At 70.7% G+C, this 25,932-nt stretch carries 18 protein-coding genes and 1 other RNA gene; 15 read left to right on the top strand and 4 right to left on the bottom strand.

Annotation, left to right across the window (positions count from 1 at the left end; all coding sequences use genetic code 11):
- Nucleotides 1-38 precede the first annotated feature (38 nt).
- The 3 genes from ACQP2O_RS46060 (at nucleotide 39) to ACQP2O_RS46050 (ending at nucleotide 6,960) form a co-directional block, all read left to right on the top strand.
- Nucleotides 39-4,931 carry an NAD-glutamate dehydrogenase gene (locus ACQP2O_RS46060; RefSeq protein ID WP_433175869.1) on the top strand — a complete coding sequence of 1,631 codons (4,893 nt, stop codon included), beginning with the start codon at nucleotides 39-41 and terminating at the stop codon, nucleotides 4,929-4,931.
- Between the two features lie 106 nt (nucleotides 4,932-5,037).
- Complete coding sequence (locus ACQP2O_RS46055; protein ID WP_433175868.1) at nucleotides 5,038-5,943, top strand: hypothetical protein; 906 nt, start codon at nucleotides 5,038-5,040, stop codon at nucleotides 5,941-5,943.
- A 60-nt stretch (nucleotides 5,944-6,003) separates the two neighbouring features.
- On the top strand, nucleotides 6,004-6,960 hold the full coding sequence (locus tag ACQP2O_RS46050; RefSeq protein WP_433175867.1) for a hypothetical protein: 957 nt from the start codon (nucleotides 6,004-6,006) through the stop codon (nucleotides 6,958-6,960).
- Between the two features lie 15 nt (nucleotides 6,961-6,975).
- On the opposite strand, the gene ACQP2O_RS46045 is transcribed toward ACQP2O_RS46050, so the two are convergent.
- Nucleotides 6,976-8,022, bottom strand: a complete 1,047-nt coding sequence (locus tag ACQP2O_RS46045) for a hypothetical protein (RefSeq protein ID WP_433175866.1) — start codon at nucleotides 8,020-8,022, stop codon at nucleotides 6,976-6,978.
- Between the two features lie 208 nt (nucleotides 8,023-8,230).
- On the opposite strand from ACQP2O_RS46045, the gene prfB reads away from it, so the two are divergent.
- The gene (gene prfB / locus ACQP2O_RS46040) at nucleotides 8,231-9,352 is read left to right on the top strand and encodes a peptide chain release factor 2 (protein WP_433175865.1); all 1,122 of its coding nucleotides are present in this window, start codon (nucleotides 8,231-8,233) and stop codon (nucleotides 9,350-9,352) included.
- A gap of 92 nt (nucleotides 9,353-9,444) precedes the next feature.
- On the opposite strand, the gene ACQP2O_RS46035 is transcribed toward prfB, so the two are convergent.
- Nucleotides 9,445-9,630 (bottom strand): hypothetical protein, encoded by a 186-nt coding sequence (locus ACQP2O_RS46035; RefSeq protein ID WP_433175864.1) that lies wholly within the window; start codon nucleotides 9,628-9,630, stop codon nucleotides 9,445-9,447.
- A 269-nt stretch (nucleotides 9,631-9,899) separates the two neighbouring features.
- Here ACQP2O_RS46035 and ftsE point away from each other — a divergent pair, with 269 nt between their 5' ends.
- The 6 genes from ftsE to ssrA all read left to right on the top strand — a co-directional run bounded on the left by ftsE (nucleotide 9,900) and on the right by ssrA (nucleotide 15,851).
- The gene (ftsE, locus tag ACQP2O_RS46030) at nucleotides 9,900-10,598 is read left to right on the top strand and encodes a cell division ATP-binding protein FtsE (RefSeq protein ID WP_360895488.1); all 699 of its coding nucleotides are present in this window, start codon (nucleotides 9,900-9,902) and stop codon (nucleotides 10,596-10,598) included.
- A gap of 60 nt (nucleotides 10,599-10,658) precedes the next feature.
- A complete protein-coding gene (gene ftsX / locus ACQP2O_RS46025) occupies nucleotides 10,659-11,564 on the top strand; it encodes a permease-like cell division protein FtsX (protein ID WP_433175863.1) in 906 nt (301 codons plus the stop codon).
- 55 nt (nucleotides 11,565-11,619) lie between these two features.
- Complete coding sequence (locus tag ACQP2O_RS46020) at nucleotides 11,620-12,780, top strand: S41 family peptidase (protein WP_433175862.1); 1,161 nt, start codon at nucleotides 11,620-11,622, stop codon at nucleotides 12,778-12,780.
- 4 nt (nucleotides 12,781-12,784) lie between these two features.
- Nucleotides 12,785-13,258, top strand: a complete 474-nt coding sequence (gene smpB, locus ACQP2O_RS46015; protein ID WP_433175861.1) for an SsrA-binding protein SmpB — start codon at nucleotides 12,785-12,787, stop codon at nucleotides 13,256-13,258.
- 2 nt (nucleotides 13,259-13,260) lie between these two features.
- A complete protein-coding gene (locus ACQP2O_RS46010; protein ID WP_433175860.1) occupies nucleotides 13,261-15,111 on the top strand; it encodes a penicillin-binding transpeptidase domain-containing protein in 1,851 nt (616 codons plus the stop codon).
- 365 nt (nucleotides 15,112-15,476) lie between these two features.
- Nucleotides 15,477-15,851: a transfer-messenger RNA gene (gene ssrA, locus ACQP2O_RS46005) on the top strand.
- A 330-nt stretch (nucleotides 15,852-16,181) separates the two neighbouring features.
- Here ssrA and ACQP2O_RS46000 read toward each other — a convergent pair.
- Entirely contained in the window at nucleotides 16,182-16,538 is a 357-nt protein-coding gene (locus ACQP2O_RS46000; protein ID WP_433175858.1) for a tetratricopeptide repeat protein, read from the bottom strand.
- Between the two features lie 155 nt (nucleotides 16,539-16,693).
- On the opposite strand from ACQP2O_RS46000, the gene ACQP2O_RS45995 reads away from it, so the two are divergent.
- Nucleotides 16,694-17,134 (top strand): hypothetical protein, encoded by a 441-nt coding sequence (locus tag ACQP2O_RS45995; protein WP_433175856.1) that lies wholly within the window; start codon nucleotides 16,694-16,696, stop codon nucleotides 17,132-17,134.
- Nucleotides 17,135-17,179: 45 nt separating this feature from the next.
- Here ACQP2O_RS45995 and ACQP2O_RS45990 read toward each other — a convergent pair whose 3' ends face one another.
- Complete coding sequence (locus ACQP2O_RS45990; RefSeq protein WP_433175854.1) at nucleotides 17,180-17,671, bottom strand: hypothetical protein; 492 nt, start codon at nucleotides 17,669-17,671, stop codon at nucleotides 17,180-17,182.
- Between the two features lie 153 nt (nucleotides 17,672-17,824).
- Between ACQP2O_RS45990 and ACQP2O_RS45985 the strand changes: the two genes are divergently transcribed.
- The 4 genes from ACQP2O_RS45985 to ACQP2O_RS45970 all read left to right on the top strand — a co-directional run bounded on the left by ACQP2O_RS45985 (nucleotide 17,825) and on the right by ACQP2O_RS45970 (nucleotide 25,604).
- Complete coding sequence (locus ACQP2O_RS45985) at nucleotides 17,825-18,607, top strand: EI24 domain-containing protein (protein WP_433175853.1); 783 nt, start codon at nucleotides 17,825-17,827, stop codon at nucleotides 18,605-18,607.
- Nucleotides 18,608-18,709: 102 nt separating this feature from the next.
- Complete coding sequence (locus tag ACQP2O_RS45980) at nucleotides 18,710-20,647, top strand: hypothetical protein (RefSeq protein WP_433175851.1); 1,938 nt, start codon at nucleotides 18,710-18,712, stop codon at nucleotides 20,645-20,647.
- A 102-nt stretch (nucleotides 20,648-20,749) separates the two neighbouring features.
- Nucleotides 20,750-22,948 (top strand): acyl-CoA dehydrogenase, encoded by a 2,199-nt coding sequence (locus ACQP2O_RS45975; RefSeq protein WP_433175849.1) that lies wholly within the window; start codon nucleotides 20,750-20,752, stop codon nucleotides 22,946-22,948.
- Between the two features lie 25 nt (nucleotides 22,949-22,973).
- Nucleotides 22,974-25,604 carry an acyl-CoA dehydrogenase gene (locus ACQP2O_RS45970; RefSeq protein WP_433175847.1) on the top strand — a complete coding sequence of 877 codons (2,631 nt, stop codon included), beginning with the start codon at nucleotides 22,974-22,976 and terminating at the stop codon, nucleotides 25,602-25,604.
- The last annotated feature ends 328 nt before the right edge of the window (nucleotides 25,605-25,932 follow it).

Below are 25,932 nucleotides of genomic sequence, written 5' to 3'. Positions count from 1 at the left end.
GCCTGCGATGGACCGGTCCAGCCGTCCGGGGGGCACGTATGAACACGAGTGCCATGGTGAACGGCACCGGTGGTCTCGACGACGCGAAGGACGAGCTGCTGGCGCGCGCCGCACAGGCGTGCAGCCATACGCCGGGGGCGCGGCACGAGCCGGAGGACGCCCTGGCCTACCTGCGGCTCTACTACCGTCACGTCGCGCCGGAGGATCTCCTCGACCGTGACCCGGTGGACGTCTGCGGTCCGGCGATGGTCCACCGGCACCTGGGCGAGGAGCGTCCGCAGGGACGGGCGAAGGTGCGGGCGTTCACGCCCACGCTGGAGGAGTACGGCTGGGACCCCGGGCACAGCGTCGTGCAGGTGGTCACCGACGACATGCCGTACCTCGTCGACTCGGTCGTCATGGAGCTCAACCGGCACCGCCTGTCGACGCACCTGATCGTCCACCCGCAGCTCAAGGTCGCCCGCGACGTCACCGGGCAGCTGCAGGGGATCGGCGACGGGGACGGCCTCGTCCTGGAGGAGTCCTGGATCCACATCGAGATCGACCGGCAGAGCGACCGCGTGCTGCTGGACGAGCTCGAGGCCGACCTGCAGCGGGTGCTGGGCGACGTGCGCACCGCCGTCGAGGACGAGCAGAAGATGCGCGCGCTGGCGGGCGCCATCGCGGTGGAGCTCGCCGAGAAGCGGCCGCCGCTGCCGGACCGGGAGATCACCGACGGCGTCGAGCTCCTGGACTGGCTGGCCGACGACCACTTCACCTTCCTGGGCTACCGGGAGTACAAGCTGGAGGACGGCCCGGACGGCGAGCAGCTGCGGGCGGTGCCGGGCACCGGCCTGGGCTTCCTGCGTTCCGACCAGGCCAAGTCCACGAGCTTCGCGTCCCTGCCGCCGCAGGTGCGCGCCAAGGCCCGCGAGCCGCACCTTCTCGTGCTGACCAAGGCCAACTCCCGGGCGACCGTGCACCGGTCGGCCTACCTCGACTACGTCGGGGTCAAGAAGTTCGGCGACAGCGGGGAGGTCGTCGGCGAGCGCCGCTTCCTGGGGCTGTTCACCCACACCGCCTACAGCGAGAGCATCGAGCACATCCCCGTGCTGCGGCACAAGCTGGAGGAGATCCTCGAACACGCCGGGCTGGCCGCCGACAGCTACGACGGCAAGGACCTCATCGAGATCCTCGAGACCTACCCGCGCGACGACCTGTTCCAGATCTCCGTCGCCGAGCTGCTGCCGATCGTGCTGGGCGTGCTGCGGCTGCGCGAGCGTAAGCAGCTGAAGCTGTTCGTCCGCAAGGACGACTACGGCCGTTACATGTCGTGCCTGGTCTTCCTGCCGCGCGACCGGTACACCACACAGATCCGCCTGCGGATCCAGGACATCCTGCTCAAGGCGTTCGACGGCCTCTCCGTCGACTACAGCGCGATGGTCGGCGACTCGATCTTCGCGCGCCTGCACGTCGTCGTCCGCGGTGAGCGGGGCCGCCCGCTGCCCGACGTCGACCCGGCCGACCTGGAGCGGCGCCTGATCGCCGCCACCCGGTCGTGGACCGACGACCTCGCCGAGGCGATCGTCCAGCAGTGCGGTGAAGAGCAGGCCAGCGCGCTCATCCGGCGCTACACCGACGCGTTCCCCGAGGGCTACAAGGCCGACTTCCCGGCCCGTACGGCGTGCGCCGACCTCAAGCGGCTGGAGGAGCTGGCCGAGCCCGGCGAGATCTCGATCAACCTGTACGAGCCGTACGACGCGGGGCCCGGCGAGCGCCGGCTCAAGATCTACCGGCTCGGTTCGCCGATCTCGCTCTCGCACGTCCTGCCGCTGCTGCAGGAGATGGGCGTCGAGGTCGTCGACGAGCGGCCGTACGAGATCGCCCGGGGCGACGGGCGGCAGGCGTGGATCTACGACTTCGGCCTGCGGTACACACCGTCGCCCGACGTGGACGACGATGACGTCAAGGGGCTCTTCCAGGAGGCCTTCGAGGCGCTGTGGCGCGGCGACGTGGAGAGCGACCGGTTCAACGCGCTGGTGCTGCGCGCCGGCCTGGACTGGCGGTCGACCATGGTGCTGCGTGCCTACGCCCGCTACCTCCGGCAGACCCAGAGCACCTTCGGCGAGCGGTACATCGAGCAGGTGCTCGTCGCCAACCCGCGGATCGCGCGCCTCCTGGTCCGGCTGTTCGAGGCGCGGCTCGACCCGCGCCTGAACCACGCCGACGACGACCGGTCGGCGGCCGCCCACGAGGAGCTCGAGGCGGCCATCACCGAGGAGATCGAGGGCGCGCTCGACGCGGTCAGCAGCCTGGACGAGGACCGCATCCTCCGCAGCTACCTGGCGATGATCCGCGCCACGCTGCGCACGAACCACTACCAGCGGACCGCCGACGGCCGGCCGAAGCCGTACCTCGCGCTGAAGTTCGACCCGGAGGCGATCCCGGACCTGCCGCAGCCGCGGCCGAAGTTCGAGATCTTCGTCTACTCGCCGCGCCTGGAGGGCGTGCACCTGCGGTTCGGGTCGGTGGCCCGCGGCGGCCTGCGGTGGTCCGACCGCAAGGAGGACTTCCGCACCGAGATCCTCGGCCTCGTCAAGGCCCAGGCGGTGAAGAACACCGTCATCGTGCCGGCCGGCGCGAAGGGCGGGTTCGTCTGCAAGCGGCTGCCGGACCCGAGCGACCGCGAGGCGTTCCTCACCGAGGGCATCGCCTCGTACAAGCAGTTCATCAGCGGCCTGCTGGACATCACGGACAACCTCGTCGGCGGCGACGTCGTTCCGGCGCCGGATGTCGTGCGGCACGACGGCGACGACACCTACCTGGTGGTGGCCGCCGACAAGGGCACCGCGACGTTCTCCGACATCGCCAACGAGGTCGCCGCGTCGTACGGCTTCTGGCTGGGCGACGCGTTCGCCTCCGGCGGCTCGGTCGGCTACGACCACAAGGCGATGGGCATCACCGCGCGCGGCGCCTGGGAGTCGGTGAAGTACCACTTCCGCTCCCTCGGCGTCGACGTGCAGAAGGAGGACTTCACCGTCGTCGGCGTCGGCGACATGTCCGGTGACGTCTTCGGCAACGGGATGCTGCTGTCCGAGCACATCAAGCTGGTCGCGGCGTTCGACCACCGGCACATCTTCCTCGACCCGAACCCCGATCCGGCGGTGTCGTTCGAGGAGCGCAAGCGCATGTTCGCGCTGCCGCGCAGTTCCTGGGCCGACTACGACGCCGCGCTGATCTCCAAGGGCGGCGGCGTGCACCCGCGCACCGCCAAGAAGATCTCGATCACCCCGCAGGTGCGCGAGGCGCTCGGCATCGCCGACGGCGTCGCCGCGATGACCCCGCACCAGCTGATCCACGCGATCCTGTGCTCCCCGGTCGACCTGCTGTGGAACGGCGGGATCGGCACGTACGTCAAGGCGTCGGGCGAGAACAACGCCGACGTCGGCGACCGGGCCAACGACGGCCTGCGCGCCGACGCGACCGAGCTGCGCTGCAAGGTCATCGGTGAGGGCGGGAACCTCGGCCTCACCCAGCGGGGGCGCATCGAGTTCTCCCGCGGCGGTGGGCTGGTCTACACCGACTTCATCGACAACTCGGCCGGCGTGGACACCTCCGACCACGAGGTCAACATCAAGATCCTGCTCGACCAGGTGGTCCGCGACGGGGAGATGACCCACAAGCAGCGGGACACGCTGTTCCTCGAGATGACCGACGAGGTCGCCGACCTGGTGCTGCGCGACAACTACCAGCAGAACGTCGTGCTCGCCGCCTCGCGGACGCAGGCCCCGTCGATGCTGCACGTCCACGCGCGTTACCTGCGCAAGCTGGAGCGGGACGGCAAGCTGAAGCGGCGGCTGGAGGACCTGCCCGACGACAAGGCCCTCGCGGAGCGCCGTCAGGCGGGGCTCGGCCTGACCGGGCCGGAGTTCGCGACGCTGCTCGCGTACACCAAGCTGACGCTGGAGGAGGAGATCCGGGCGTCCGACCTGCCGGACGACCCCGACCTCGCCAGCCGGCTCGTGGAGTACTTCCCGACGCCGCTGCGGGAGCGTTTCCGGGACTACATGGACCGGCACCCGCTGCGCCGGGAGATCATCTCCACGTCCGTCGTGAACAGCATGGTCAACAACAGTGGCACGACCTTCGCGTTCCGGATGAACGAGGAGACCGGCGCCTCGTCCTCCGACATCGCCCGCGCCTACCTGGTGGCGCGCGAGGTGTTCGACATGCCGAGGTTCTGGCGCTCGGTCGACGACCTGGCGCACCAGGTCGACACCGCGACCCAGATCCGGATGCGGCTCGAGGCGCGGAAGCTGAGCGAGCGCGGGGCCCGCTGGCTGCTGCACAACCGGCGGATGCCGTTCGACCTGCGGGAGACGGTCGACTTCTTCGCCGAGGGCGCGGTCAGCCTCGCGCCGCAGCTGTCGAAGCTGCTGACCGGCAGTGACCTTCAGGGGTTCGAGGAGCGGCGGGACCGGTTCGCCGAGGCGGGCGTGCCGGACGAGCTGGCCGAGCAGGTCGCGATCATGGTCCCCGCCTACTCCACGTTCGACCTCGTGGAGATCGCGCACAGCACGGGCCGGTCGGTGGGCGAGGTCGCCGAGGTGTACTTCGACCTCGCCGACCGGCTGCAGATCGCGCGGCTGCGCGAACGCGTCATCGCGCTGCCCCGCGACGACCGCTGGCAGTCGATGGCCCGCTCCGCGCTGCGCGACGACCTGTACGCCGCGCACGCGGCGCTCGCCCGTGACGTGCTGGTGACCAGCGAGCCGGGGGCGACTCCGGAACAGCGCCTGGCCACCTGGTCGGAGAAGAACAGCGCCGCGGTGGCACGTGCCGCCCAGACCCTCGGCGAGATCTGGGAGAGCGACAGCTTCGGCATCGCGACCCTGTCGGTGGCGCTGCGCGCGATCCGCACGCTCGTCACCGCCAGCACGCTCCCCGGCTGACGCGTCGGGTGGGAGAAGCCCCGGCGCTCACCGGGGCTTCTCCCACCGGCGAGGTATTTTCGGATTCGTAGAGTAATCGAATGATCACTGTGCGAATCTGGTCCGCATGTTTCGACACATCAGCGTCTTGACGGCCGTCCTGCTGCCGCTGGCCGCGTGCGGCGGATCTCCGGCGATGGCCGCGCCCGCCGTGACCAAGGACCGGGCCGCTCAGCTGCTCGCCCACTACCAGTCCGTCAACAACCGGGCCAACGGCACGTACGACGAGAAGCTGCTGGCGACGGTGGAGACCGGCGCCCAGCTCGACATGGACCGCGCGGAATACCGGCGGCGCGCGGCGGCGAAGGAGAAGTACACCCCCTTCGCCTACACCGTTCCGGCGTACTACATCCCCCGGGAGTCGGGGTTCCCCAAGTGGTTCGCGGTCACCGCGACCACCGGCAAGACCCGGCACGCCCTGCTCTTCACCCAGGAACGCCCCGGCGGTCCCTGGCTGCTCACCGCCGATCCGTTCCCCACCGGGACGATCACCGGGGTGGCCCTCGACAAGGACGGTTACGCCACCGCCGTCGGCCCGGACGACGTCAAGCAGGCGCCCGGGAAGATCGCCGCGATGCACGCCGCCACCCTGTCGAACGGCACGTCCGGCATGGCGCCGGGGCCGTACACCACGCAGGCGCACGCCGCGCTGGTCAAGGCCGAGTCCGCGCTCAAGCACCGGGGGGTGACGCTCACCTCCGACTTCCGGCCCGACCCGCAGCGGGCGTTCGCGCTGCGCACCACCGACGGCGGCGCGCTCGTCTGGTACGTCGTAAGGCAGAGCGAGACCTACGACGTGACCAAGCAGGGGGTCATCGGGAGCGGCGGCGACCTCACCGGCCTGATCAACGGCAAGGTCCGCCACCACCTGGCCACCACCGCGCTGACCCAGTACCTCGCCCTGGTGCCCGCGCAGGGCGGCGCCCGGGTCGTCGGAAGCTACCGCAAGGCGATCCAGGCCGCGGCGTCGTAGGAACGACCACCGGGGACGGGGCGCCTGCGGCCGCGATGCCCGTGGTGTCACAATGCGGCAATGCGCCCCCGCCGCGTCGTCCCGGCCGTGCTGGCGGTGCTGCTGGCCACCGGTTGCCAAGGCGGTCACAGGGACGGTGCCCCGGCGGGCGGGGGCACCGCCGTCCCCGCCGTCTCCCCGGAGACGTCGGCGCAGGTCCTCGCCGCCTACGTGCGCCGCTACAACAAGGCCGTCACGGCGGGCGACACCACGGCGTGGCGCGCACTGGGCGCCGACGCGTTCGACGCCACCGCGGAGGCCGCCCTGCGCCGCGGCGGCGGACGGCCGCCACGCCTCGGCGCGATCTCGCTGCGCAATCCCGTCCTGTACGTTCCGCGGCTGCGCGGTCTTCCCCGCTGGTTCGCGGTGTCGGCGCTGGAGCGGCGCGGCCGTACGGAACGCCCGGTCTTCGCCGTGTTCGAGGAGAAGACCGCGCGATTGGGGTGGCGGCTGGCGAGCCAGGTGTACTTCACCGGGCGGCCGCCCCGGATCGCCACGGACCCGCAGGGATACGCGTACACGGTGGAGCCGGGCTCCGCGGCGTCGCCGGCGGCGCCGGCCGCCCTGCCCGCGGCCCACACCGCTTACCTCGATCGCGGAGACGAACGCGCGCTCCGCCCCGGTGCCGCCGGCCGCGCGTGGCGCCAGGCCGAGGCCCGCCAGGAGAAGCAGCTGCGCGCCCACGAAGTGCTCGTCGCGGGCCGATCGTCACCGACGGGCTATCCGGTCTACGCGCTGCGCACCACCGACGGCGGGGCGATCGTGACCTACTCGCTGCGGCGGACGACGACGTACACCGCGGCCGGCAGCGGCGACGTCGCGGCGACGCCGGCGGACGTCCGCGCGTACCTCCACGGCAGGACCGGGCACCGGGTGACCGCGAGCTGGGTCTGGCGGGCCGTCGCCTATCTCCCGGTACGCGGTGCCGCCAGCGTGCTCATCGAGGACTTCGACCTGGCCTCGGCCCAGGTCTCCTGACGGGCCGGGCCGCGCTCACTTGCTGGGGGCGTGCGCCTTGACGGTGCCGCCGTCGGCGCCGATGATGTCCGCCTTGACGCTGCCGTCGTCCTTCTTCGGCTTGGCCGGGACCACGGCGAGGTACTGCATGGTCTGGGTGACGTCGATCTCGTCGCGCACCTGCTTCGAGCTGACGAACGGCGCGACGTCGTCGGGCACCGGCACTTGGCCGGGCTTCTTCTTGCTCTTGCTGATGATGGTGTCGCGGCTCAGCGCGTACAGCACTATGCCGCCGCCGTCCTCGGTCGCCAGCGGGAAGATCGGGAAGGAGGTCGCGGCGTAGAGCGCGCTGGTGCGCAGGCCGATCTTCTTCTCCTTCTTGCTCTTCTTCATGGCCTTCTGATCCGCCGCGTAGTAGCCGGTGGTGTACTTCCCGGCGTCCATGACGTGCGCCGCGACGTTCCCCGGGCCTTCCTCCGCGAGCGTCGCCTGGATCGAGGGGACCAGCCGGGGCGGGATCAGCAGGCGGCTGTCGAACGTCGGCAGGGCCTTGGCGTAGCCATCGGGGCCCACCGCGATCATCGGCGGCTTCTGCTTGTCGTCCAGTACGGCGGCCAGGCTCAGCCGCCAGCGCGTGACCGCCTTGGACTTGAGGAACCCCATGAACACGGTGTGGGGGTCCTTGCCGTCCGTGGTGGTCCGGCGCGCGCTGACCACGAACCACTGGGGGTCGTTCGCGAGCAAGTGTGGGACGTAGAAGACCGGTGAGTCATAGCGATAGCGGGGGACCGGATCGCCCGCCGCGACCGCCCGGCGGAACGCCGCCGCCGTGAGCTGTGACTGCCCCTCGCTGGTCCACCACAGCGCGAGCCGCTCGTCTCCGCTGGCCCGCGCGACGTCGTCGTTGTTGACGAACGAGTGGAACGCCTTGGCCGCCATCTCCGGGTTCACCGGCTCGGGAGGCGGGCTGCTCTCGGCGGCGACCGGGGTCGTGCGGACGGTGCGGTGAGGCTTGCTCGAGCAGCCTACGGCGCTGGTGAGGGTGAGCACCGCCACCAGCGTGGACGCAACCGCCTTGTTCATGTTCCCCGGCCGATCATCGTTACTGCTGTCGGGCAGAGTATGCCAGGGATCTCCGAGTGAACCGGATTTGAGGGTCGAGGGAGAGCGCTCGGCAAAGACGTGTGCTTGGGATCTCCGCGTGGATTGGATCTGAGGGCCGGGCAGCGTGCTCGGCAAAGACGTTCGGAGCGCGTACGCGGAGAGTACGGGCACGGGTAGGCTTTCGAACGTGGCAGCCATGGACCCCTCGGAAGAGATTAAGGAACTCGGCTCGATGCTGACGGGCATCGAGACCGTTCTCGACCTCGACGCGATGCGTCGTGACATCGGAGAGCTTCGCGAGCAGGCTGCCGATCCCGACCTGTGGAACGACCAGGACCGTGCCCAGCAGGTCACCCGGCGGCTGTCCTACCTCGAGGGCGAGCTGGGCAAGGTCGAGGGCCTGCGCAACAGGCTCGACGACGCCACCGTGCTGCTGGAGCTGGCCTCCGAGGAGGGCGACGACGACGCCCGCGGCGAGGCCGAGCGGGAGCTCGGCGCGCTCCGCAAGGAGATCGAGCAGCTCGAGGTCCGCACCCTGATGGCGGGCGAGTACGACTCGCGTGAGGCGCTCATCACGATCAACGCGCAGGCGGGCGGCGTGGACGCGGCCGACTTCGCGCAGCAGGTGCAGCGGATGTACCTCCGCTGGGCCGAGCGGCACGGCTACCCGACGGAGATCTACGAGACGTCGTTCGCCGAAGAGGCCGGCCTCAAGTCGACGACCTTCACGGTCAAGGCGCCGTACGCCTACGGCACGCTCCGCGGCGAGCACGGCACCCACCGCATGGTCCGGATCTCCCCGTACGACAACCAGGGCCGCCGGCAGACCTCGTTCGCCGGCGTCGACGTCGTGCCGGTCGTCGAGCAGACCGACCACGTCGAGATCCCCGAGGACGAGCTGCGCGTCGACGTCTACCGCTCCAGCGGTCCCGGTGGGCAGGGCGTCAACACGACCGACTCGGCGGTGCGGATCACGCACCTGCCGACCGGCATCGTCGTCTCCTGCCAGAACGAACGCAGCCAGCTGCAGAACCGCGCGACCGCGATGACGGTGCTGCAGGCCAAGCTCCTGGAGCGCAAGCGCCAGGAGGAGGCCGAGCGGATGAACGAGCTGCGCGGTGAGACGACGAGCTCCTGGGGCACCCAGATCCGCAACTACGTGATGCACCCGTACCAGATCGTCAAGGATCTGCGCACGGGCGTCGAGGCGGGCAACCCGACCGCCGTGCTCGACGGCGACATCGACGAGTTCATCGAGGCCGAGATCCGGTGGATGCGCCGCCGGGAGGCCGGCGAAGAACAGGACTGACCGCCGCTCCGGTCAGGTCGCGACGGTCGGAAGAGAAGAGACCGCCGCTTAAGTCACGATGATCGGGCGTTGCCGGGCCCGGGCCTGATGGCCTAGTGCAGGCCCAGCTTCAGCGCGACCAGCAGCGTCAGCGCGATGATCAGCGCGCCGAGCAGGATGGGGGAGATCCCGAACAGTCCGGGACGGTGCACCTCCGCCCGTGCCGCGCGGCACGCGGGGCAGCGCCCCTCGACGACGGGGCCCGAGCATCGCGCGCAGATCAGATGTTCGCAGCTCATCCGGCTCCTTTCCGAACGTTGGGCGACGAGTGCGCCCAGCCTATGCGTTCCTGGCCGGTGGCCCGCCGTCAAAGACTGGCGAGTGTCCGTGATGCCCGGTTGCTTTTTCCTGGGTGTACCCAAGTTGGCCGATCCATGCCAGTCTCCCCCCTAGACTGCTGCTTGGCCAATCGGCCCGCCAAGCCGGGAAGCCACGGCAGGGCGCCTGTCGACGAAAAGACAGTCGTCGCCGTCCCCAGCCCCCTAGACTGGCACGTCGTGATGCAGCCGTGATCCACTTTGATAACGTCACCAAGGTCTATTCGCACCAGAGTCGACCGGCCCTCCAGGGTGTCAACGTGGCCGTGGAGAAGGGCGAGTTCGTCTTTCTCGTCGGTCCTTCCGGGTCTGGCAAGTCGACCTTCCTGCGCCTGATCCTCAAGGAGGAGCGGCCGACGCAGGGAGGTATCCATGTTGCCGGCAAGGACCTGAGTCGACTGACCAACTGGAAGGTCCCGCACCTGCGCCGCCGTATCGGCTGCGTGTTCCAGGACTTCCGCCTGCTCCCCAACAAGAACGTCTACGAGAACGTCGCGTTCGCGCTCGAGGTCATCGGCAAGCCGCGGCGTTTCATCCGCAAGGTGGTCCCCGAGGTCATCGACTTGGTCGGCCTCGAGGGCAAGGCTCACCGGATGCCCGATGAGCTGTCCGGCGGCGAGCAGCAGCGCGTCGCGATCGCGCGGGCGTTCGTCAACCGGCCGATGATCTTGCTGGCCGACGAGCCGACGGGCAACATCGACCCGGCCACGAGTATCGGCATCATGAAGGTGCTCGACCGGATCAACCGGACCGGCACGACGGTCGTGATGGCGACGCACGACGCCGCCATCGTCGACGCCTTCCGCAAGCGAGTGGTCGAACTGGAGGACGGTCGCGTCGTGCGCGACCAGTCGCGCGGCGTCTACGGCCAGGCGTACGGCGGCGTCTGAGCACGCCGCGTCGCCGCCGCGACGACACGACCCACACCGGACGACCAAGGACAGCGAGGCATGCGCGTACAGTTCGTTTTTCAGGAGATCTGGATCGGTCTCCGCAGGAACCTCACGATGACCATCGCTCTCGTCGTCACCGTCGCGATCGCGATGGCGTTGTTCGGCACCGGTGTGCTGCTGAAGATGCAGGTCGACAAGTCGAACAACTACTGGTCGAACAAGGTCGAGGTCTCGATCTACTTCTGCAACAAGCTGAGCGCGAACCCGTCCTGCAAGAAGACGGATCCGTCGCAGGACCAGAAGAACGAGATCCAGAAGCAGCTCGAGGGCATGTCGCAGGTGGCGAAGGTCACCCCTGAGACGGCCCAGCAGGCGTTCCAGCGGGCCCAGCAGCAGTTCAAGGACAGCCCGGGCATCGCCGGCTCCATCCAGCCGGGTGACATCCCGGACTCCCTGCGGGTGAAGCTCAAGGATCCGAAGGACTTCGCGGCGGTCGTCGCGCAGATGCAGAATCGCCCGGGCGTCGACCAGGTCGTCAACGAGCGCGCCATCCTGGAGAAGTTCTTCAAGATCCTCGGCGGTCTGCAATGGGCGGCGCTGACCATCGCGGCGATCCAGCTGATCGCGGCCGTGCTGCTGGTGGCCAACACCATCCGCCTGTCGGCGTTCAACCGGAGACGGGAGACCGGCATCATGCGGCTGGTCGGCGCCTCGAACATCTACATCCAGTTGCCGTTCGTCCTGGAGGGCGCGATCGCCGGCCTCGTCGGCGGTATCTTCGCCGCGGTCCTGCTGAGCTTCTCGAAGGTCTTCCTGCTCGGCAGACTGCAGAAGAACCTGCAGTTCGCGACGCCACTGGGCTGGGTCGACGTGACGACGGTCATCGTCGGCTCGACGTGCTTCGGCATCCTGCTCTGCGCCCTGGCGTCCTTCCTCACCCTCCGCCGCTACCTGAAGATCTGACGCTGGGACCGGCGATCTGCCGGTCCCGTGATCAGGTCACTCGTAGAATCCTGGCATGCCCCGGCTGACCGGTCGTGTGCTCCGCGGGGCGGCCGTCGTGGCCGCTCTCGCGTTCGCGTACGCCATGGGCGCGGGAGCGGACGGGACGGGTGCCCACGCGCCCGTACGCCCGCGGCCTCGCCCGTACCGGGCGGTCGGGCAGGCGGCGGCCGTGGTGGCCCGCGCCGCGCCGGACCCCGAGCGCGAGCGCGTCGCGGTCGAGAAGGTCCTGCGCCACATGGGCGACCGGTGGGCGCGCTTCTACACCGCTGCGGAGTTCAGCGGTCTGGAGGACACGCTGAACGGCTGGTACAGCGGTGTCGGCCTGTGGCTGGAGAAGGCCGGTGAGGACGTCGAGATCGTCGGCGTGCAGCCCGGGTCGCCCGCCGAGCGCGCGGGCGTGCGCCCGGGCGACATGATCGCGACGGTCGACGGCACCTCGACCCGGGACCTGACGGTCGCCATGGTGGCCGCCGCCCTGCGCGGGCAGCCCGCCACGAGCGTCGGCCTGGACGTGCGCCGTGACGGCGTTCCCCTGCGCTTCGCGCTGGTGCGCGCGGCGATGGCGTCGCACGACGTGAGCGCCTCCCTGACCCCCGACGGCGTGGTGGTCATCCGGATCGCGGCGTTCACGCGGGGGGTGGGCCAGGAGGTTCGCGCGGCGGTGGCGGGCCGCCCCGGGCACCGCGGCGGCGTCCTGCTCGACCTGCGGGCCAACCCCGGCGGCCTGCTGGACGAGGCGGTCGACACCGCGTCCGTCTTTCTCTCGGGCGGCCCGGTGGTCACCTTCGAACGCGCCGGAGCCCCGCCGGAGCGGCTCCTCGCCGGTATGGGCGGGGACACGAGGGTCCCGCTCGTCGTCCTCGTCGACGGCGGGACGGCCAGCGCCGCCGAGATCGTCGCGGGCTCATTGCGGGATCGAGATCGCGCAGTGATCGTCGGATCGCGTACCTTCGGAAAGGGGTCGGTGCAGGAGCCGTTGCGGCTGGCCGACGGATCCGCGATCGAGATGACCGTCGGTCGATACCGGACTCCGAGTGGCCGTAACCTCGATGGGTCCGGGATCGATCCCGACGTCGCGGTCAACGCGAACCGCCCACCCCGGGAGGCCGAGCGGCGCGCGCTCACCGTCGTGCGCGGGCTGCTGGCCACCCTGCCGACGAAGGACCGAGGCTGAGTCATTGCCACGCGAAGAGGGACGCAAACTGATCGCGCAGAACAAGCGTGCGCGTCACGATTACCACATAGAGGACACCTACGAGGCGGGCCTCGTGCTCCGCGGCACCGAGGTGAAGTCGCTGCGCGCCGGGCGGGCCAACCTCACGGACGGGTACGCTCTGATCCGCGACGGAGAGGCCTGGCTCGAGGGAGTGCACATTCCCGAATACACGATGGGGACGTGGACCAACCACGCGGCGAGGCGTCCCCGTAAGCTCCTGCTGCACCGGCGAGAGATCGGCAAGCTGATCCATAAGACCAACGAGCCGGGCCATACGCTCATCCCGCTGTCCCTGTACTTCAAGGACGGCAAGGCGAAGGTCGAGATCGCGGTCGCGCGCGGTAAACGCGAGTACGACAAGCGACAGGACATCGCCAAGCGGGACGCCGCCCGGGAGATGGACCGCGCCCGCGCCGCACGGCTGCGGAGGCGCTGAGGGTGGCTATCCGACGGCTCCGGTCGACGGCCGCGCTGGCCGCGACCCTGCTGGTCACGACGACGACCGCCGGCTGCTTCGCCGAGCCCTCACCCCTGCCCGCCATCCGGAACTTCCTCGTGGCGTGGCAGAGCGGCAACTACGGCAACGCCGCGAAGCAGACCAACGGGGACCGCACCGCGGTCGCGGCGGCGCTCGGCGCGGTTCCGTCCCAGCTGGACCTCGCGTCGCTGCACCTGGCGCTCGGCCGCGTCCGGCAGAACGGCGAGGACGCGACGGCGCAGTTCTCGGTGAAGATCGACCTGGGCGACGGCAGCGACCCGTGGAGCTACGGCAGCTCGATGCGCCTGCACCGGACGAACGGTAAGTGGAAGGTCTCCTGGAGCCCGTCGATCATCCATCCGGATCTCGGCCAGGGCCAGCGGCTGGCCATCGTCACGACCACGCCGACGCGCCAGGGGATCCTCGACGACCGGGGCCACACCCTGCTCAAGAAGACCGCCGTGGAGATCTTCGGGGTGACGCCCGGCCGGCTCGCCAACGTCGACCAGACGCTCGGCCGGCTCGCCAAGATCACCCACCTGGACAAGGACCGCGTGATCGCACACGTACGGTCCGCGCCGCCACAGCAGTTCCTGCCGCTGGTCACCCTCCAGTTCCCCGGCCAGGAGGCCGACGCCGCTCAGCTCCGGCAGGTCGCCGGCGTCGAGCGACTGTCCGGTTCCAAACTGGTCGCCCCGGCGGTCGCCGAGGAGATCGTGGGCAGGCTCGGCCCGGCCACCGCCGAACGCCTCCAGCAGGTCGGCGCCCCGTACCAACCCGGTGACACGATCGGCGTCTCCGGGCTCCAGGTGCTGGAGCAGCGCAAGCTGGCCGGCACCCCGACCGTCCAGGTCGTCGCGCAGGATGCCTCAGGGGCCAACACCAAGAGCCTCTTCGAGGTCCGGGGCAGCGAGAGCCAGCCGGTGACCACGACGATCGACCGCAAGACGCAGAACGCCGCCGAGAGAACCCTCAAGAGCCTGAAGTACCCGGCGTCGCTCGCCGCGATCGACCCGGCCACCGGCGACATCCTCGCCGCCGCCAACAACGCCGCCTCGCAGCGGAAGTACGGCGCGGCCCCGGGCGACGACTCCCCGCAGGAGAACAGCGCCGCGCTGAACGGCCACTATCCGCCGGGGATGACGTTCAGCATCGTGACAACCCGGGCGCTCCTGCAGTACCCCAACCAGAAGACCAACTCTCCGCTGTCCTGCCTGCGCACGCAGAACATCGGCGGGCAGACGATCACCTACACAGGCCACGGGGGGAAGACGTTCCAGGCCAACTTCGTCGTGGGCTGCACGACGGCGTTCGCCTCGTTGTACCGCGCCATCGCACCCCAGGACCTGCCGATGAGCGCGGCCCGCTTCGGGATCGGCGCTCCATGGAGCCTGCCGATGCCGTCCTTCTCCGGTTCCGTGCCGACCCCGGCCAACGAAGGCGAGCGGGCCGCCGAAATGATCGGACAGGGCAAGATCGAGGTCAGCCCGCTGTCCATGGCACTGGTCGCCGGCACGGTCAGCAGCGGCACCTGGCGGCCACCGCAGCTCCTCAAGGACGCGCCACCGTCGATGCCGCCCAAGAACACGGACACGTCAGACGCGATCCCGACCCTCCAGAACCTCATGCAGCGCGCGCGGGGCGATGCGACCAGGGCCACGGCCGGCGTCAGCGCCGTGGTGCCGTACGGCAACGGGCAGTACGTCTCCTGGTACGTCGGCTACCGGCAGGGCGTGGCCTTCGCGATCGCGGTGGAGGGCAAGGTCAAGGCGGACAGTCTGGCCGCGACGTTCCTGAGGGCCATGAGCTGACCGGAGACGGTCGACGCGGCAGATGACCGCTGTGACGGCTTTGTCATTTCTTGACTAAAGGGCCGCAACCAACCAGGTGCGACCAGGCGTCTTAACAAGTGACTGAGACGCCGCTTGGGGGGTTGCGGACTCAGTCGCCGTGATGAGACCAGAGCCTCGTCTCGGGGGAGGCTCTGCCGTCCGGACCGGCCCGACCCTGCCGGTCACCCCCGTGGGTGTGCCTAGTCCACACCCACGGGGGTTCTCATCTTCTACGGATCTTTCACCGGGGACGGCGTCCCGTCGGGAATCTCTTTGGCATCCGGAGCGTTGACGATGTACGGTCGACGCGACGGGTGCCTCGGTGCCCGGTTGACAACTCAAGAGGGGGTGACCGGTTTCGACTTCGGTATGTCGAGACATGGGGAAGCGGGCCGAGGGCTGCGGTTGTGACCTCGTAAATCCTGTGACCGCAAACGAACAAGTGCCAACTCTAAGCGCACTCAGTTCGCCCTTGCCGCCTGAGGTTAGGTAGCGAACTTGTCAGCCCGGGAGTGTCTCCGGCCCGGGACCTGGCATCGCTAGGAGACTCAACCTGCCGCTCCGGCCACGGGAGCGATGGGGAAATCTAACAGTGGCTGAGCCTGTCGGCGACACGCCTGCGTGAGCGCCGGGGCTGAGAAAACGACTAGCAGGCTGCGCCCGGAGAAGCCCTGTCTTGGTACTGAAGGACGCGGGTTCGATTCCCGCCACCTCCACGAGCCGGCCTAACTTGCTCGGTGCCCCTTCGGGGGCACCTTCGCCGTTGGCCGCTATGTCTTTCGGGGGGACGACCCCCCGAACCCCCCGGTGTGCGGCTTCGCCGCACCCGGGGTTGCTGTTTTCTGGGGGCTGTGTGCTCGATGGCCTTGCGGCCATCCTCGCCACAGCCCGCTATGTTTTCGGGGACGATCCCCTGAGCCCTCCGGTGTGCGGCTTCGCCGTACCTTCTGGGTTGCTGTTTCTTACGCCTTCGGGGCCTGGGGTCGCTTTGTGTTTCTTGGGAGCCGTTGGCCCCGGGGGCCGGGGCAACGGCTCTTTGTGTTCTGGCGCTAGTCGGCCAGGTTGGCGGCGGTTACGGAGAGGTCGGCCTTTTCCGCGGGGGCGGTGCCCATGGCGGCGGCCAGTTTGCGGTAGCGCTGGGCCTCGTCGGGGCGGCTGCGACGCTCCAAAGTGCGGGCCAGGGCCTCGTACGCCCAGCCGTTCGCCGGGTCAAGGTCGATCAGCTGCCGGAACGTCTCCTCGGCGCGGCCGAGCTGGGCGCTGTGGAAGTACGCTCGGCCGAGCAACTCCACCGCCGCCCGGTTGGCCGGGTCGCGCTCGACGATCGGGGCGAGGATGCGGCCGGCTCCGGCGTAGTCCTTCGCGTCGAAGAACAGGCATCCGCGCTGGTAGTCCTCGTAGGTCATGGTTCCTCCGTCGACGGCACCCCCTTGACGGGGTGCCTGACGCGGCAACACCGGCACCGATCGGTCTGTTCCCGCCGGGACTTTGGGTTCATTGCGGTTCTTGGCATGATCCGCGAGACTCGATGATCATTTTCGCCGGCTCGAAGTGAGGGCTTGTGTCGGGACTGACGTTTGAGCCACTGCCCGATGTGGCGGGCACCGTGGCCGAGTTCGTCGCCGGGCTCCGATGCTTGAAGGCATGGTCCGGCCTCTCGTATCGAGAGCTCGAGAAGCGGGCGATGCTCGCGGGAGACGCCCTGCCGCACAGCACCGTCGCGTCGTCGCTGAGCCGGGACCGGCTGCCGCGTGAAGAGGTGGTGAAGGCGTTCACGCGGGCGTGCGGCTGCTCACCGCAGACCGTCGACGCGTGGGTCGCCCGACGTAGGCACCTCGTGCTGCTCGCCGAGTCGGGGACCGCCTCGCCCGAGGCGCGGAGGGCGTCCGTACGGGGCCCGCGGGTCACCAGACGGCATCTCGTTGCGGTGGGGGGCGTTTTTGCCGCGGCCGCTGTCGGGGCGGCGCTCACGCTGACCGCGATGGGGCGGCGGCGTTCCTGAGGGGGCGTCCGGCCCGCGTGAGGCGGGCCGGACCGAGAGTCGTCGTCAGGGGCGGACGGCGACGTGCACGTGGTCCCGGTGGCACACGGTGACGCCGGAGCCCTTCTTGCAGTTCTTGTCCTTGTGGCCGCGCCAGTTGCCGTTGGGCGAGTAGATGATGCCCTGCCAGATGATGTGGTCGATGGAGTAGGCGCCGTGGTGGTTCACCAGCCACTTGACCATCTTGTAGCCGTCGGCCCGGTTGTCGCCCGTGGCCGTACGGCCGATCTTTCCGTAGACGAGGTCGCAGGCGCGCCCCTGCGGGTGGTAGGGGAGCGGGTCCGGGTGCTTACAGCCCTGCGAGTCCCAGTGGTAGTGGCCCTTGCTCGAGGCGCTGCTCGCCGCCTTGTACAGCTTGCACATCTTCGCGGTGACCTTCCCTGCGGAGCCGCAGCCGACCAGCTGGGCGCTCGCCGCCTGGGCCGTGCCGGCCGTCGCGGCGAAGAGGGTCACGGTGACGCCCGCGGAGGCGAGCAGGGCGGGAATTCTGGTTTTCATGGGTACCTTCCTGGGGGCTGCGTCGCCGCCAGAAGTTACGGATGCGGCCGCCGGGGCGGAAGATCAATTACTGTCCCGGACAGTCCGGGACATCCGGGGGATCGGGTGTCTGTTCCGCGACGTCGCACCATGATCGGGCTTTAATGTGGGCGCGTGCGAGATTTGGTGGACGGAATCCGGTATTTCCTTCGGGGCATGGGGTGGGTCGCGCGACGGCCCCGGCAGTGGCTGTTCGGTCTGATCCCGGCCCTCATCGTCCTCGTCGTCTACGTCGTGGCCCTGGTCGTCCTGGCGCGCTACGACTGGGACCTGGCGAAGGCCATGAGCCCGTTCGCCGACCACTGGTCGAAGGGCCTCCGGGACGCCACCCGCGGGCTGATCGCCGTTCTCGTCTTCGGGGCCGCGGTCATGATCGCGGTCGTCACGTTCACGGCCGTCACCCTGATCGTCGGCGATCCCTTCTACGAGAGCCTCTCCGAGCGGGTCGAGGAGAGTGCGGGCGGGGTTCCTCCCGAGGCGCGGGTCTCGCTGTTGCGGCAGCTCGCGCGCGCCATCGTCGACGCGATCATCGTCGGGTCGGTGACCGCGCTGTTCGCGGTGCTGTTCTTCGCGCTGGGCTTCATACCGGCGATCGGGCAGACCGTCGTCCCCGTCGTCGCGGCGTTCGTGTCGGGCTATTTCCTTACGTTCGAGTTGACGTCCATCGCGCTGGAGCGGCGTGGCGTACGGCGGCGGGAGCGCTTCGCGCTGCTGCGCCGCGACAAGTGGCTGGTCCTGGGGTTCGGCGTCACGGTCTTTGTGGTGTTCCTCATCCCGCTCGGAGCGGTGTTGACCATGCCCGGAGCGGTGGCGGGCGGCACATTGCTCGCGCGCGAAAGACTTGCCCGACCGGCGATTCCGCCGGATCAAGGGGCTTTGACCGGGAACACCGCATGAGAGAGATGTCACGTTCCCGCCACGCCATGGCTAACAAGCTGTGGCCGTAGCGTAATTACCGGTCGAAGCGAGAATAGTTGATCTTCACGTAACCTGTGCGGCATGTCTGATCAGGGGAGCGCCGGGCAGTGGCGTCCGGCGAGCAGCCACAGCGGCCCGTACTCCGAACAGGATGAGCCGACAGGCCCGCTTCCCGCGGTCAGCGGACAGGACGCCGCACCCTCGGGTTTCCCTCCCGTGAGCGGTCAGCCCGGTTCCTGGTCCGCGGATGATGACGCGCCGACGGGCGGGTTCCCCAGTGTCTCGACGCCGCCGGAGCCTCAGGAGACGGGGCGTCGCGAGCGTGCGCCGTTCGAGCCCGCCGACCCGCGGCGCGAGTCGGCCGCCGGTCCGTCGGCTTCCGCCGAGCCGGGTGAGCCGAACGGGTTCGGTCCGTCCTCGGGGTCCGGTGGGTTCGACCCGTCCCCTGAGACCGGTTGGTCCGGCGGGTTCGGCTCGTTCAACGAGCCGCCGGCCGGGGAGTCCGCCGCGGGCGCGTCCGAGCAGGGTCCGTCGTTCCCTGCCGGGAACTCGTTCGGGGCCGAGACACACGCCGACCCCGAGCCCTATGCCGAGCCGACCACCGCGTTCGAGTCGGTGACGCCGCCGGAGGAGGAGACGCCGTCGAGTTCGTTCGGCCGTCCCTCGACGACGGAGTTCTCCTCCGACGCCGCGGGGCCCGCCCCCTCCGGCTCGACGCCGCCGTTCGGTTCGGAGGCCCCGCACGTCGATCCGTACGACGCGCGCGACGCCTCGTACGGGTACGAGGTGTCCGATCCGTCGTTCGCGTCCGCGCCGTCCCACCCGGGGCGGGAGACGGTCGCCGGATTCCCGGAGACCGCGAGTCCCGGTGTGGACTCCGGGCCTCAGCCGTTCTCGTTCGAGTCGCTGCTCGCCCCGGGCGAGGGCACTCCCGGCGCGGTCGCGCCGAACGGCCAGGCGGCGTACGACGGCGCGTCCGCGCCGCAGTCGTTCCGTGCTCCGGGCGAGACGTTCGCCGGTGAGCCGGCGGCCCCGCCGCCCCCGGCGGACCGGCGCGTGTCGGCCGAGGACCAGGAGGCGGAGAACGACTTCTTCGCCCAGGACGGCCACCCGCCGATGTGGGACAAGGTGGTGGCACCGTCCGGCCCGCCGCCGCAGCCCGGCAAGCCGAGCAGCGGCAACCTGCGGCTGCCGGACTGGATGCGCGATGAGGCGAACGCCGGTGGTGGCGAGGGTCTGACCGCTCCGCCGCCGGGCGACGACTTCGAGGAGGAGGGCCGCACGAAGCGGCGGCTGTTCGCCGGGCTGGGCGTGCTCGTCGTCGGCGTGGTCGCGGCGACGGGCGCCTACTTCATCAAGGCGCGCGGTGGTTCGGACGCCAACGCCCACTCCGCCGTCCCGAGCCATCCGGCGAAGACGTCGCCGAAGAAGGGCGGGCAGGCGGCGAACCCGGAGCCGGAGAAGCCGCTCGCGCAGTTCAAGGGCGACCACACGAAGCCGCTGGGCCACATCACCGACCCGCGCGCTGGGCTCTCGTACCCGAAGCTCGGCAAGCCCTGGCAGATGCAGACGCAGAAGAGCGCCATGGCCGAGCTCGGGTTCAGCGCCGGCCAGTTCGCCGTGACCGAGAAGGCCGGAAACCAGCCGAAGCGCTGGGGCCGGCTGCTGAGCGCGCAGCTGGGCGGCGCGGACAAGAACGCCTACGACGGTCCGGGGACGGAGCAGACCGCCGCCGCGCACGTGGCCGACACGTACGAGGCGCGGATGTACGGCTACAAGCACAAGAAGAAGGAGCTGGCCTCCCAGCCGCTCGACATCGACGGGCACAAGGGATGGCTGGTCGGCTACTACCTGACGTTCCACCGGCCTGGCGTGAAGGCCACCGGGGAGATCTTCACGGTCGCGCTCGTGGACACGGGCAAGAAGACGCCGGGCGTGGTGCTCATGACGGTGCCGAACACCGACAAGAAGCTGTGGCCCGACGTGAACTACGTGATGCGCTCCATCAAGGTGGTGTGATCCGGGACTCGGTCCCGAAAGCCATACCGAATCCCATTCCACTCGGCGTCGGCGGCGATCTAAGGTAGGCCGCAACAGGATGCCGGTGAATGGGGTTGGGACATGGCCATCGGGCTGACCGAGGAGCACGAGGCGCTCGCCGACGCAGTGCGCGGGTGGGCGGAGCGCAACGCGCCCGTGGACGTCGTACGCGCGACGCTCGACGCTGAGGAGGAGGCCCGCCCCGCCTTCTGGTCCGGCCTGGCCGAGCAGGGCCTCCTCGGCCTCCACGTGCCCGAGGAGCACGGCGGGCAGGGCGCGGGCCTGCTGGAGCTCGCGGTCACACTGGAGGAGCTCGGCCGGGCCGTCGTCCCCGGCCCCTTCCTGCCGACGGTGCTGGCCAGCGCCGCGCTGCTGCGCGCCGAGCAGGCGGTCAAGTCCCACGCAGAGCTGCTCCCGGGCCTGGCCGACGGCTCTCTGATCGGCGCCCTGTCGCTGGCGGGCGGCTTCACCGGCCACCGCGCGGACGGCGGCCTGACGATCAGCGGTACGGCCGAGCCGGTGCTGGGCGCCGGACTCGCCGACGTCATCGTGCTCCCGGTGACCACCGACGACGGCGAGGAGTGGGTGGCCGTCGACGCCGCCCGGCTCACCGTCACACCGGTCACGAGCCTGGACCGCACCCGCCGCGTCGCCCGCGTGTCCGCCGACGGCGTGACCGTCCCGGCCGATCGGATCCTGACCGGCCTCACCGGCCCGGAGGTCCTCGACCTGGCCGCGCTGCTCCTCGGTGCCGAGGCCGCCGGTCTCGCCGACTGGTGCGTGACCACCGCCGCGGAGTACGCCAAGGTGCGCGTGCAGTTCGGCCGGCCGATCGGGCAGTTCCAGGGCGTCAAGCACAAGTGCGCCCGGATGCTGATCGAGCTGGAGAAGGCCCGCGCCGCCGTATGGGACGCCGCCCGCGCCTCCGACGACGCCGCGGACGAGTCCGCCTTCGCGGCAGGGGTCGCCGCCGCCGTCGCGCCCGACGCCGCGCTGCGCTGCGCCCGCGACTGCATCCAGGTGCTCGGCGGCATCGGCTTCACGTGGGAGCACGAGGCCCACCTCTACCTGCGCCGCGCCTCGACGCTGCGAGCGCTGCTCGGTCCGGGCACGGAGTGGGCCGGTTCGGTCGCGCGGCTGGCGCTCGACGGCGTGCGCCGCGCGGTCGAGGTCGAGCTGGACGAGGACACCGAGCCCCTGCGCAACCGCATCCGCGCGGAGGTCGAGCAGCTCGCCGCGATCACCGACGACCGGGAGCGGCACGCGAAGATGGGCGACGAGGGCTGGGTGTTCCCGCACCTGCCCCGCCCGTGGGGCAAGGCCGCGTCCCCGATGGAGCAGGTGCTCATCCTCCAGGAACTGCGCGCCGCGAAGGTCAAGGGCCCGCAGCTCGCCATCGGCGCGTGGGTGGTGCCGTCCCTGGTGACGTACGGCACGCAGGAGCAGCAGGAGCGGTGGCTCGCGCCGACGCTGCGCGGTGAGCTGGTGTGGTGCCAGCTGTTCAGCGAGCCCGGCGCGGGCTCCGACCTCGCCTCGCTGCAGATGCGGGCCGAGCGGGTCGAGGGCGGCTGGCGGCTCACCGGCCAGAAGATCTGGACGTCCATCGCCCAGCGCGCCGAGTGGGCGATCTGCGTCGCCCGTACCTCGGTCGAGCCGAAGAAGCACGACGGCATCACCTACTTCGTCGTCGACATGAAGGCCGAGGGCGTCGACGTACGGCCGCTGCGGGAGCTGACCGGCGACGCGATGTTCAACGAGGTGTTCCTCGACGGGGTGTTCGTGCCCGACGACCAGGTCGTCGGCGAGGTCGGCGACGGCTGGAAGGTCGCCCGCAACACCCTCAGCAACGAGCGGGTCCAGCTGTCCAGCAGTCAGGGTCTCGGCGCGGGGACCAAGGAGCTGCTGGGCTTCTTCCAGGGCAAGGACCTCGACCCGGTCGCCCTCGCCGAGCTGGGCGGGCTGCTGTGCCAAGGCCAGGCCATCGACCTGCTCGGCCTGCGCCTCACGCTGAAACAGATCTCCGGGGCCGAGCCGGGCGCCGAGGCGAGCGTCCGCAAGCTGCTCGGCGTCCAGTACAACCAGGAGGTCGCCGACTTCATCTGGGAGGCGCAGGGCGCGGTCGCCGCAGAGGAGGAGCCGGGCCAGGCCACCAACATCTGGGCCCGCTACATGCTGTTCAGCCGGTCGATGACCATCTACGGCGGCACCACCGAGGTCCAGCTGAACGTCATCGCCGAACGCCTGCTCGGCCTGCCCCGCGACCCGGAGCCCGGCAAGTAGGACAGGGACGACGGGGGAGCGGCGCATGGGGATCGGACTGACCGAGGAGCATGAGGAACTGGCCGCGACCGTGCGTCGCTTCACCGCGCGGCACGTGCCCCGCACGGTGGTGCGGGCGGCGGTGGCGGACGAGGGGGCGGCGGGGCGAAGCCACGGGGGTGGGAAACCGGCGGCGGGGCGAAGCCACGCGGGTGGAGAACAGGCGGTACGTGTGTCGCGGCCCGGCTTCTGGCCGGAGCTGGCGGCGCAGGGGCTGCTCGCCCTGCACCTACCGGAGGAGCACGGCGGGCAGGGTTTCTCGCTGCTGGAGCTCGCGGTGGCCGTCGAGGAGATGGGACGGGCGCTGGCACCGGGGCCGTACGTTCCGACCGTGCTGGCGAGCGCGGTCATCGCCGCGGCCGACGCGCCCCAGGCGCACGGGGAGTTGCTGCGCGGCCTCGCCGAGGGCGTGACGACCGGCGCGGTGTGTCTGGAGGCCGGGCTGACCGGCCGACGCGACGGCGATGCTCTGGTGGTGGACGGTGCCGCCGGTCCGATTTCCGGCGGGCTCGCCGCGGATCTCATCATCGCCCCGGTCGCCGTCGACGACGGCACCGAGGAATGGGCGGTGCTGTACGCGCTGGAAGGCGATATCGAGGCGCTGAGCGGTGTCGACGTGGTCTCCGGAGTGGCGCGTGTCACGGCGGGCGGCGTGACCGTGCCCGCGCACCGGCTGCTGGCGGGGCTGACCCGGCCGGACGTCCTGGCCCTCGCCGCGGTGGTACTCGGCGCCGAGGCGTGCGGGGTGGCCGGGTGGGCGGTCGAGGCGGCGGCGTCGTACGCCCGGTCGCGCGAGCAGTTCGGCCGGCCGATCGGGCAGTTCCAGGGCGTCAAGCACAAGTGCGCCCGGATGCTGATCGAGCTGGAGAAGGCCCGCGCCGCCGTCTGGGACGCCGCGCAGGGGGTGGCGGCGCGAGGCCATGAGGGTGAGACGCCGGGGGTCGCGAGGCGAAGCCATGGGGGTGAGGAGCAGGGGGTGGCGGCACGAGGCCATGAGGATGAGACGCCGGGAGTGGCGGGGCGAAGCCATGGGGGTGTGGATCAGGGGGTGGCGGGGCGAAGCCATGGGGAGGCCGTCGCCGCCGGAGAGCAGATCGCGTACGCGACCGGGGTCGCCGCCCTCGTCGCGCCGGACGCGGCCGTCGCCTGCGCCGAGGATTGCATCCAGGTGCACGGTGGCATCGGGTACACCTTCGAGCACGACGCCCACCTGTACTACCGGCGCGCGCTGGCGCTGCGGGCCGTCCTGGGCCGCGCGGCGCGGTGGCGGGAGTCGCTCGCCGGGCTCGCCCTCGCGGGGACGACCCGGGAGCGTGAGCTCGACCTGCCGCCCGAGGCCGAGCCGCTGCGGCGGGAGATCCGGGCGCGCGTGACCGAGCTGGCCGCCCTCGGCGAGCGGGAGCGCGTCACGGAACTGGCCGCCGGCGGCTGGGTGCAGCCGTACCTGCCGCGCCCCTGGGGCCGGGCCGCCTCCCCGCTCGAACAGGTCGTCATCCACCAGGAGCTGCGGGCCGCCTCGATCCAGGGGCCGCAGCTGGGCATCGGCGCGTGGGTCGTGCCGTCGCTGGCCGCGTACGGCACGCCCGAACAGCAGGAGCGCTTCCTGCCCGCGACACTGCGGGGCGAGATCGTGTGGTGCCAGCTGTTCAGCGAGCCCGGGGCGGGCTCGGACCTGGCCGGCCTGCGCACCCGCGCCGAACGGGTGGAGGGGGCGGCGGGCCACTGCCACGGGGGTGGCGAGCAGGGGCCGACGGGACGCAGCCACTGGGGTGCAGAGCAGGGGCTCGCGGGACGCAGCCGCGGAGGTGGAAAGCAGGACGTGGCGGGGTGCGACCACGGAGGTGGAGAACAGGGCGTGGCGGGGGGCGGCCACGGGGATGAAAGGCAGAGCGGCTGGCGGCTGTCGGGGCAGAAGATCTGGACCTCCCTCGCCCAGTACGCCCAGTGGGGGATCTGCGTCGCCCGCACCGACCCCGGGGCGCCGAAACGGGACGGCATCACCTACTTCCTGGTCGACATGGCGTCTCCGGGCGTCCAGGTACGGCCGTTGAAGGACCTGACCGGCGCTGAGGTCTTCAACGAGGTGTTCCTCGACGAGGTGTTCGTGCCCGACTCTCTCGTCGTCGGTTCGGTCAACGCCGGCTGGCAGGTGGCGCGGGTGACGCTCACCGCCGAACGCGTCAACCTGTCGACCGGCTGGCAGCTCGGCGCGGACCTGCCCCGGCTGCTGGACCTGGTCGGCGACCTCGGCCTCACCGACGATCCGGTCGTCCGCGATGGCCTCGGCGGGCTGGTCGCCGACGCACACGTGTTCGCGCTGCTCGGCCTGCGCGCCACCCTCAAGCGGCTGTCGGGCGTGGACGCGGGCGCGACCGCGAACGTCAGCAAGCTCGTCGGCATGGAGCACGGCCAGCGGATCACCGAGTACGGCTTCGGGCTGCTGGACGCCGACGGCGCGCTGACCGGTCCGAGCGGCGCGGGGCCGCGCGCGGAGTGGACCCGGCTCCTGCTGGCCTCCCGGGCCATGACCATCGGCGGGGGCACCACGGAGGTCAACCTCAACGTCATCGCCGAACGCCTCCTCGGGCTACCCCGGGACCCCGAACCGGGACACTGAGCCGGTGCCGAGCGCCTCCTCCGGCCGCCCTGAGTCCCCTGACCGGGACACCGGGGCCGTGCCGAGTGGGTCCTTGGGCGGCTCTGGGTCCCCTGATGGCGGCGCTGGGGCGGTGCCGGGCGGGTCCCCGGGTGGTTCTGGGTCTCCTGATAGGGGTGCCGGGGCGGTGCCGAGTGGGTTCCCGGGTTGCGCTGGGTCCCATGACGGGGGCGCCGGAGCGATGCCGTGCGGGGCCTCGGGCTGCCTTGGGGTCCCGGACCGGGAGACTGAGGCGGTGCCGAGCGCTTCTTCCGGCGGTTCTGGGGTCCCTGACGAGGGCGCTGGGGCG

The organism is Actinoallomurus sp. CA-150999, assembly GCF_050942425.1.
In the GTDB taxonomy this organism is placed as follows: Bacteria; Actinomycetota; Actinomycetes; order Streptosporangiales; family Streptosporangiaceae; genus Actinoallomurus.
The sequence above is the reverse complement of the archived record's forward strand: the minus strand, read 5'-3'. Positions and strand labels throughout refer to the sequence as shown.

What these genes read in the sequence shown, in the direction of transcription:
- ACQP2O_RS45980 (WP_433175851.1), top strand. Translation starts at nt 18,710, where the DNA reads ATGTCTGATCAGGGGAGCGCCGGGCAGTGGCGTCCGGCGAGCAGCCAC.
- ACQP2O_RS46000 (WP_433175858.1), bottom strand. Translation starts at nt 16,538, where the DNA reads ATGACCTACGAGGACTACCAGCGCGGATGCCTGTTCTTCGACGCGAAG.
- ACQP2O_RS46035 (WP_433175864.1), bottom strand. Translation starts at nt 9,630, where the DNA reads ATGAGCTGCGAACATCTGATCTGCGCGCGATGCTCGGGCCCCGTCGTC.
- ACQP2O_RS45970 (WP_433175847.1), top strand. Translation starts at nt 22,974, where the DNA reads ATGGGGATCGGACTGACCGAGGAGCATGAGGAACTGGCCGCGACCGTG.
- ACQP2O_RS46045 (WP_433175866.1), bottom strand. Translation starts at nt 8,022, where the DNA reads ATGAACAAGGCGGTTGCGTCCACGCTGGTGGCGGTGCTCACCCTCACC.
- ACQP2O_RS46050 (WP_433175867.1), top strand. Translation starts at nt 6,004, where the DNA reads ATGCGCCCCCGCCGCGTCGTCCCGGCCGTGCTGGCGGTGCTGCTGGCC.
- ACQP2O_RS46060 (WP_433175869.1), top strand. Translation starts at nt 39, where the DNA reads ATGAACACGAGTGCCATGGTGAACGGCACCGGTGGTCTCGACGACGCG.
- ACQP2O_RS45975 (WP_433175849.1), top strand. Translation starts at nt 20,750, where the DNA reads ATGGCCATCGGGCTGACCGAGGAGCACGAGGCGCTCGCCGACGCAGTG.
- ACQP2O_RS45990 (WP_433175854.1), bottom strand. Translation starts at nt 17,671, where the DNA reads ATGAAAACCAGAATTCCCGCCCTGCTCGCCTCCGCGGGCGTCACCGTG.
- ACQP2O_RS46020 (WP_433175862.1), top strand. Translation starts at nt 11,620, where the DNA reads ATGCCCCGGCTGACCGGTCGTGTGCTCCGCGGGGCGGCCGTCGTGGCC.
- ACQP2O_RS46055 (WP_433175868.1), top strand. Translation starts at nt 5,038, where the DNA reads ATGTTTCGACACATCAGCGTCTTGACGGCCGTCCTGCTGCCGCTGGCC.
- ftsX (WP_433175863.1), top strand. Translation starts at nt 10,659, where the DNA reads ATGCGCGTACAGTTCGTTTTTCAGGAGATCTGGATCGGTCTCCGCAGG.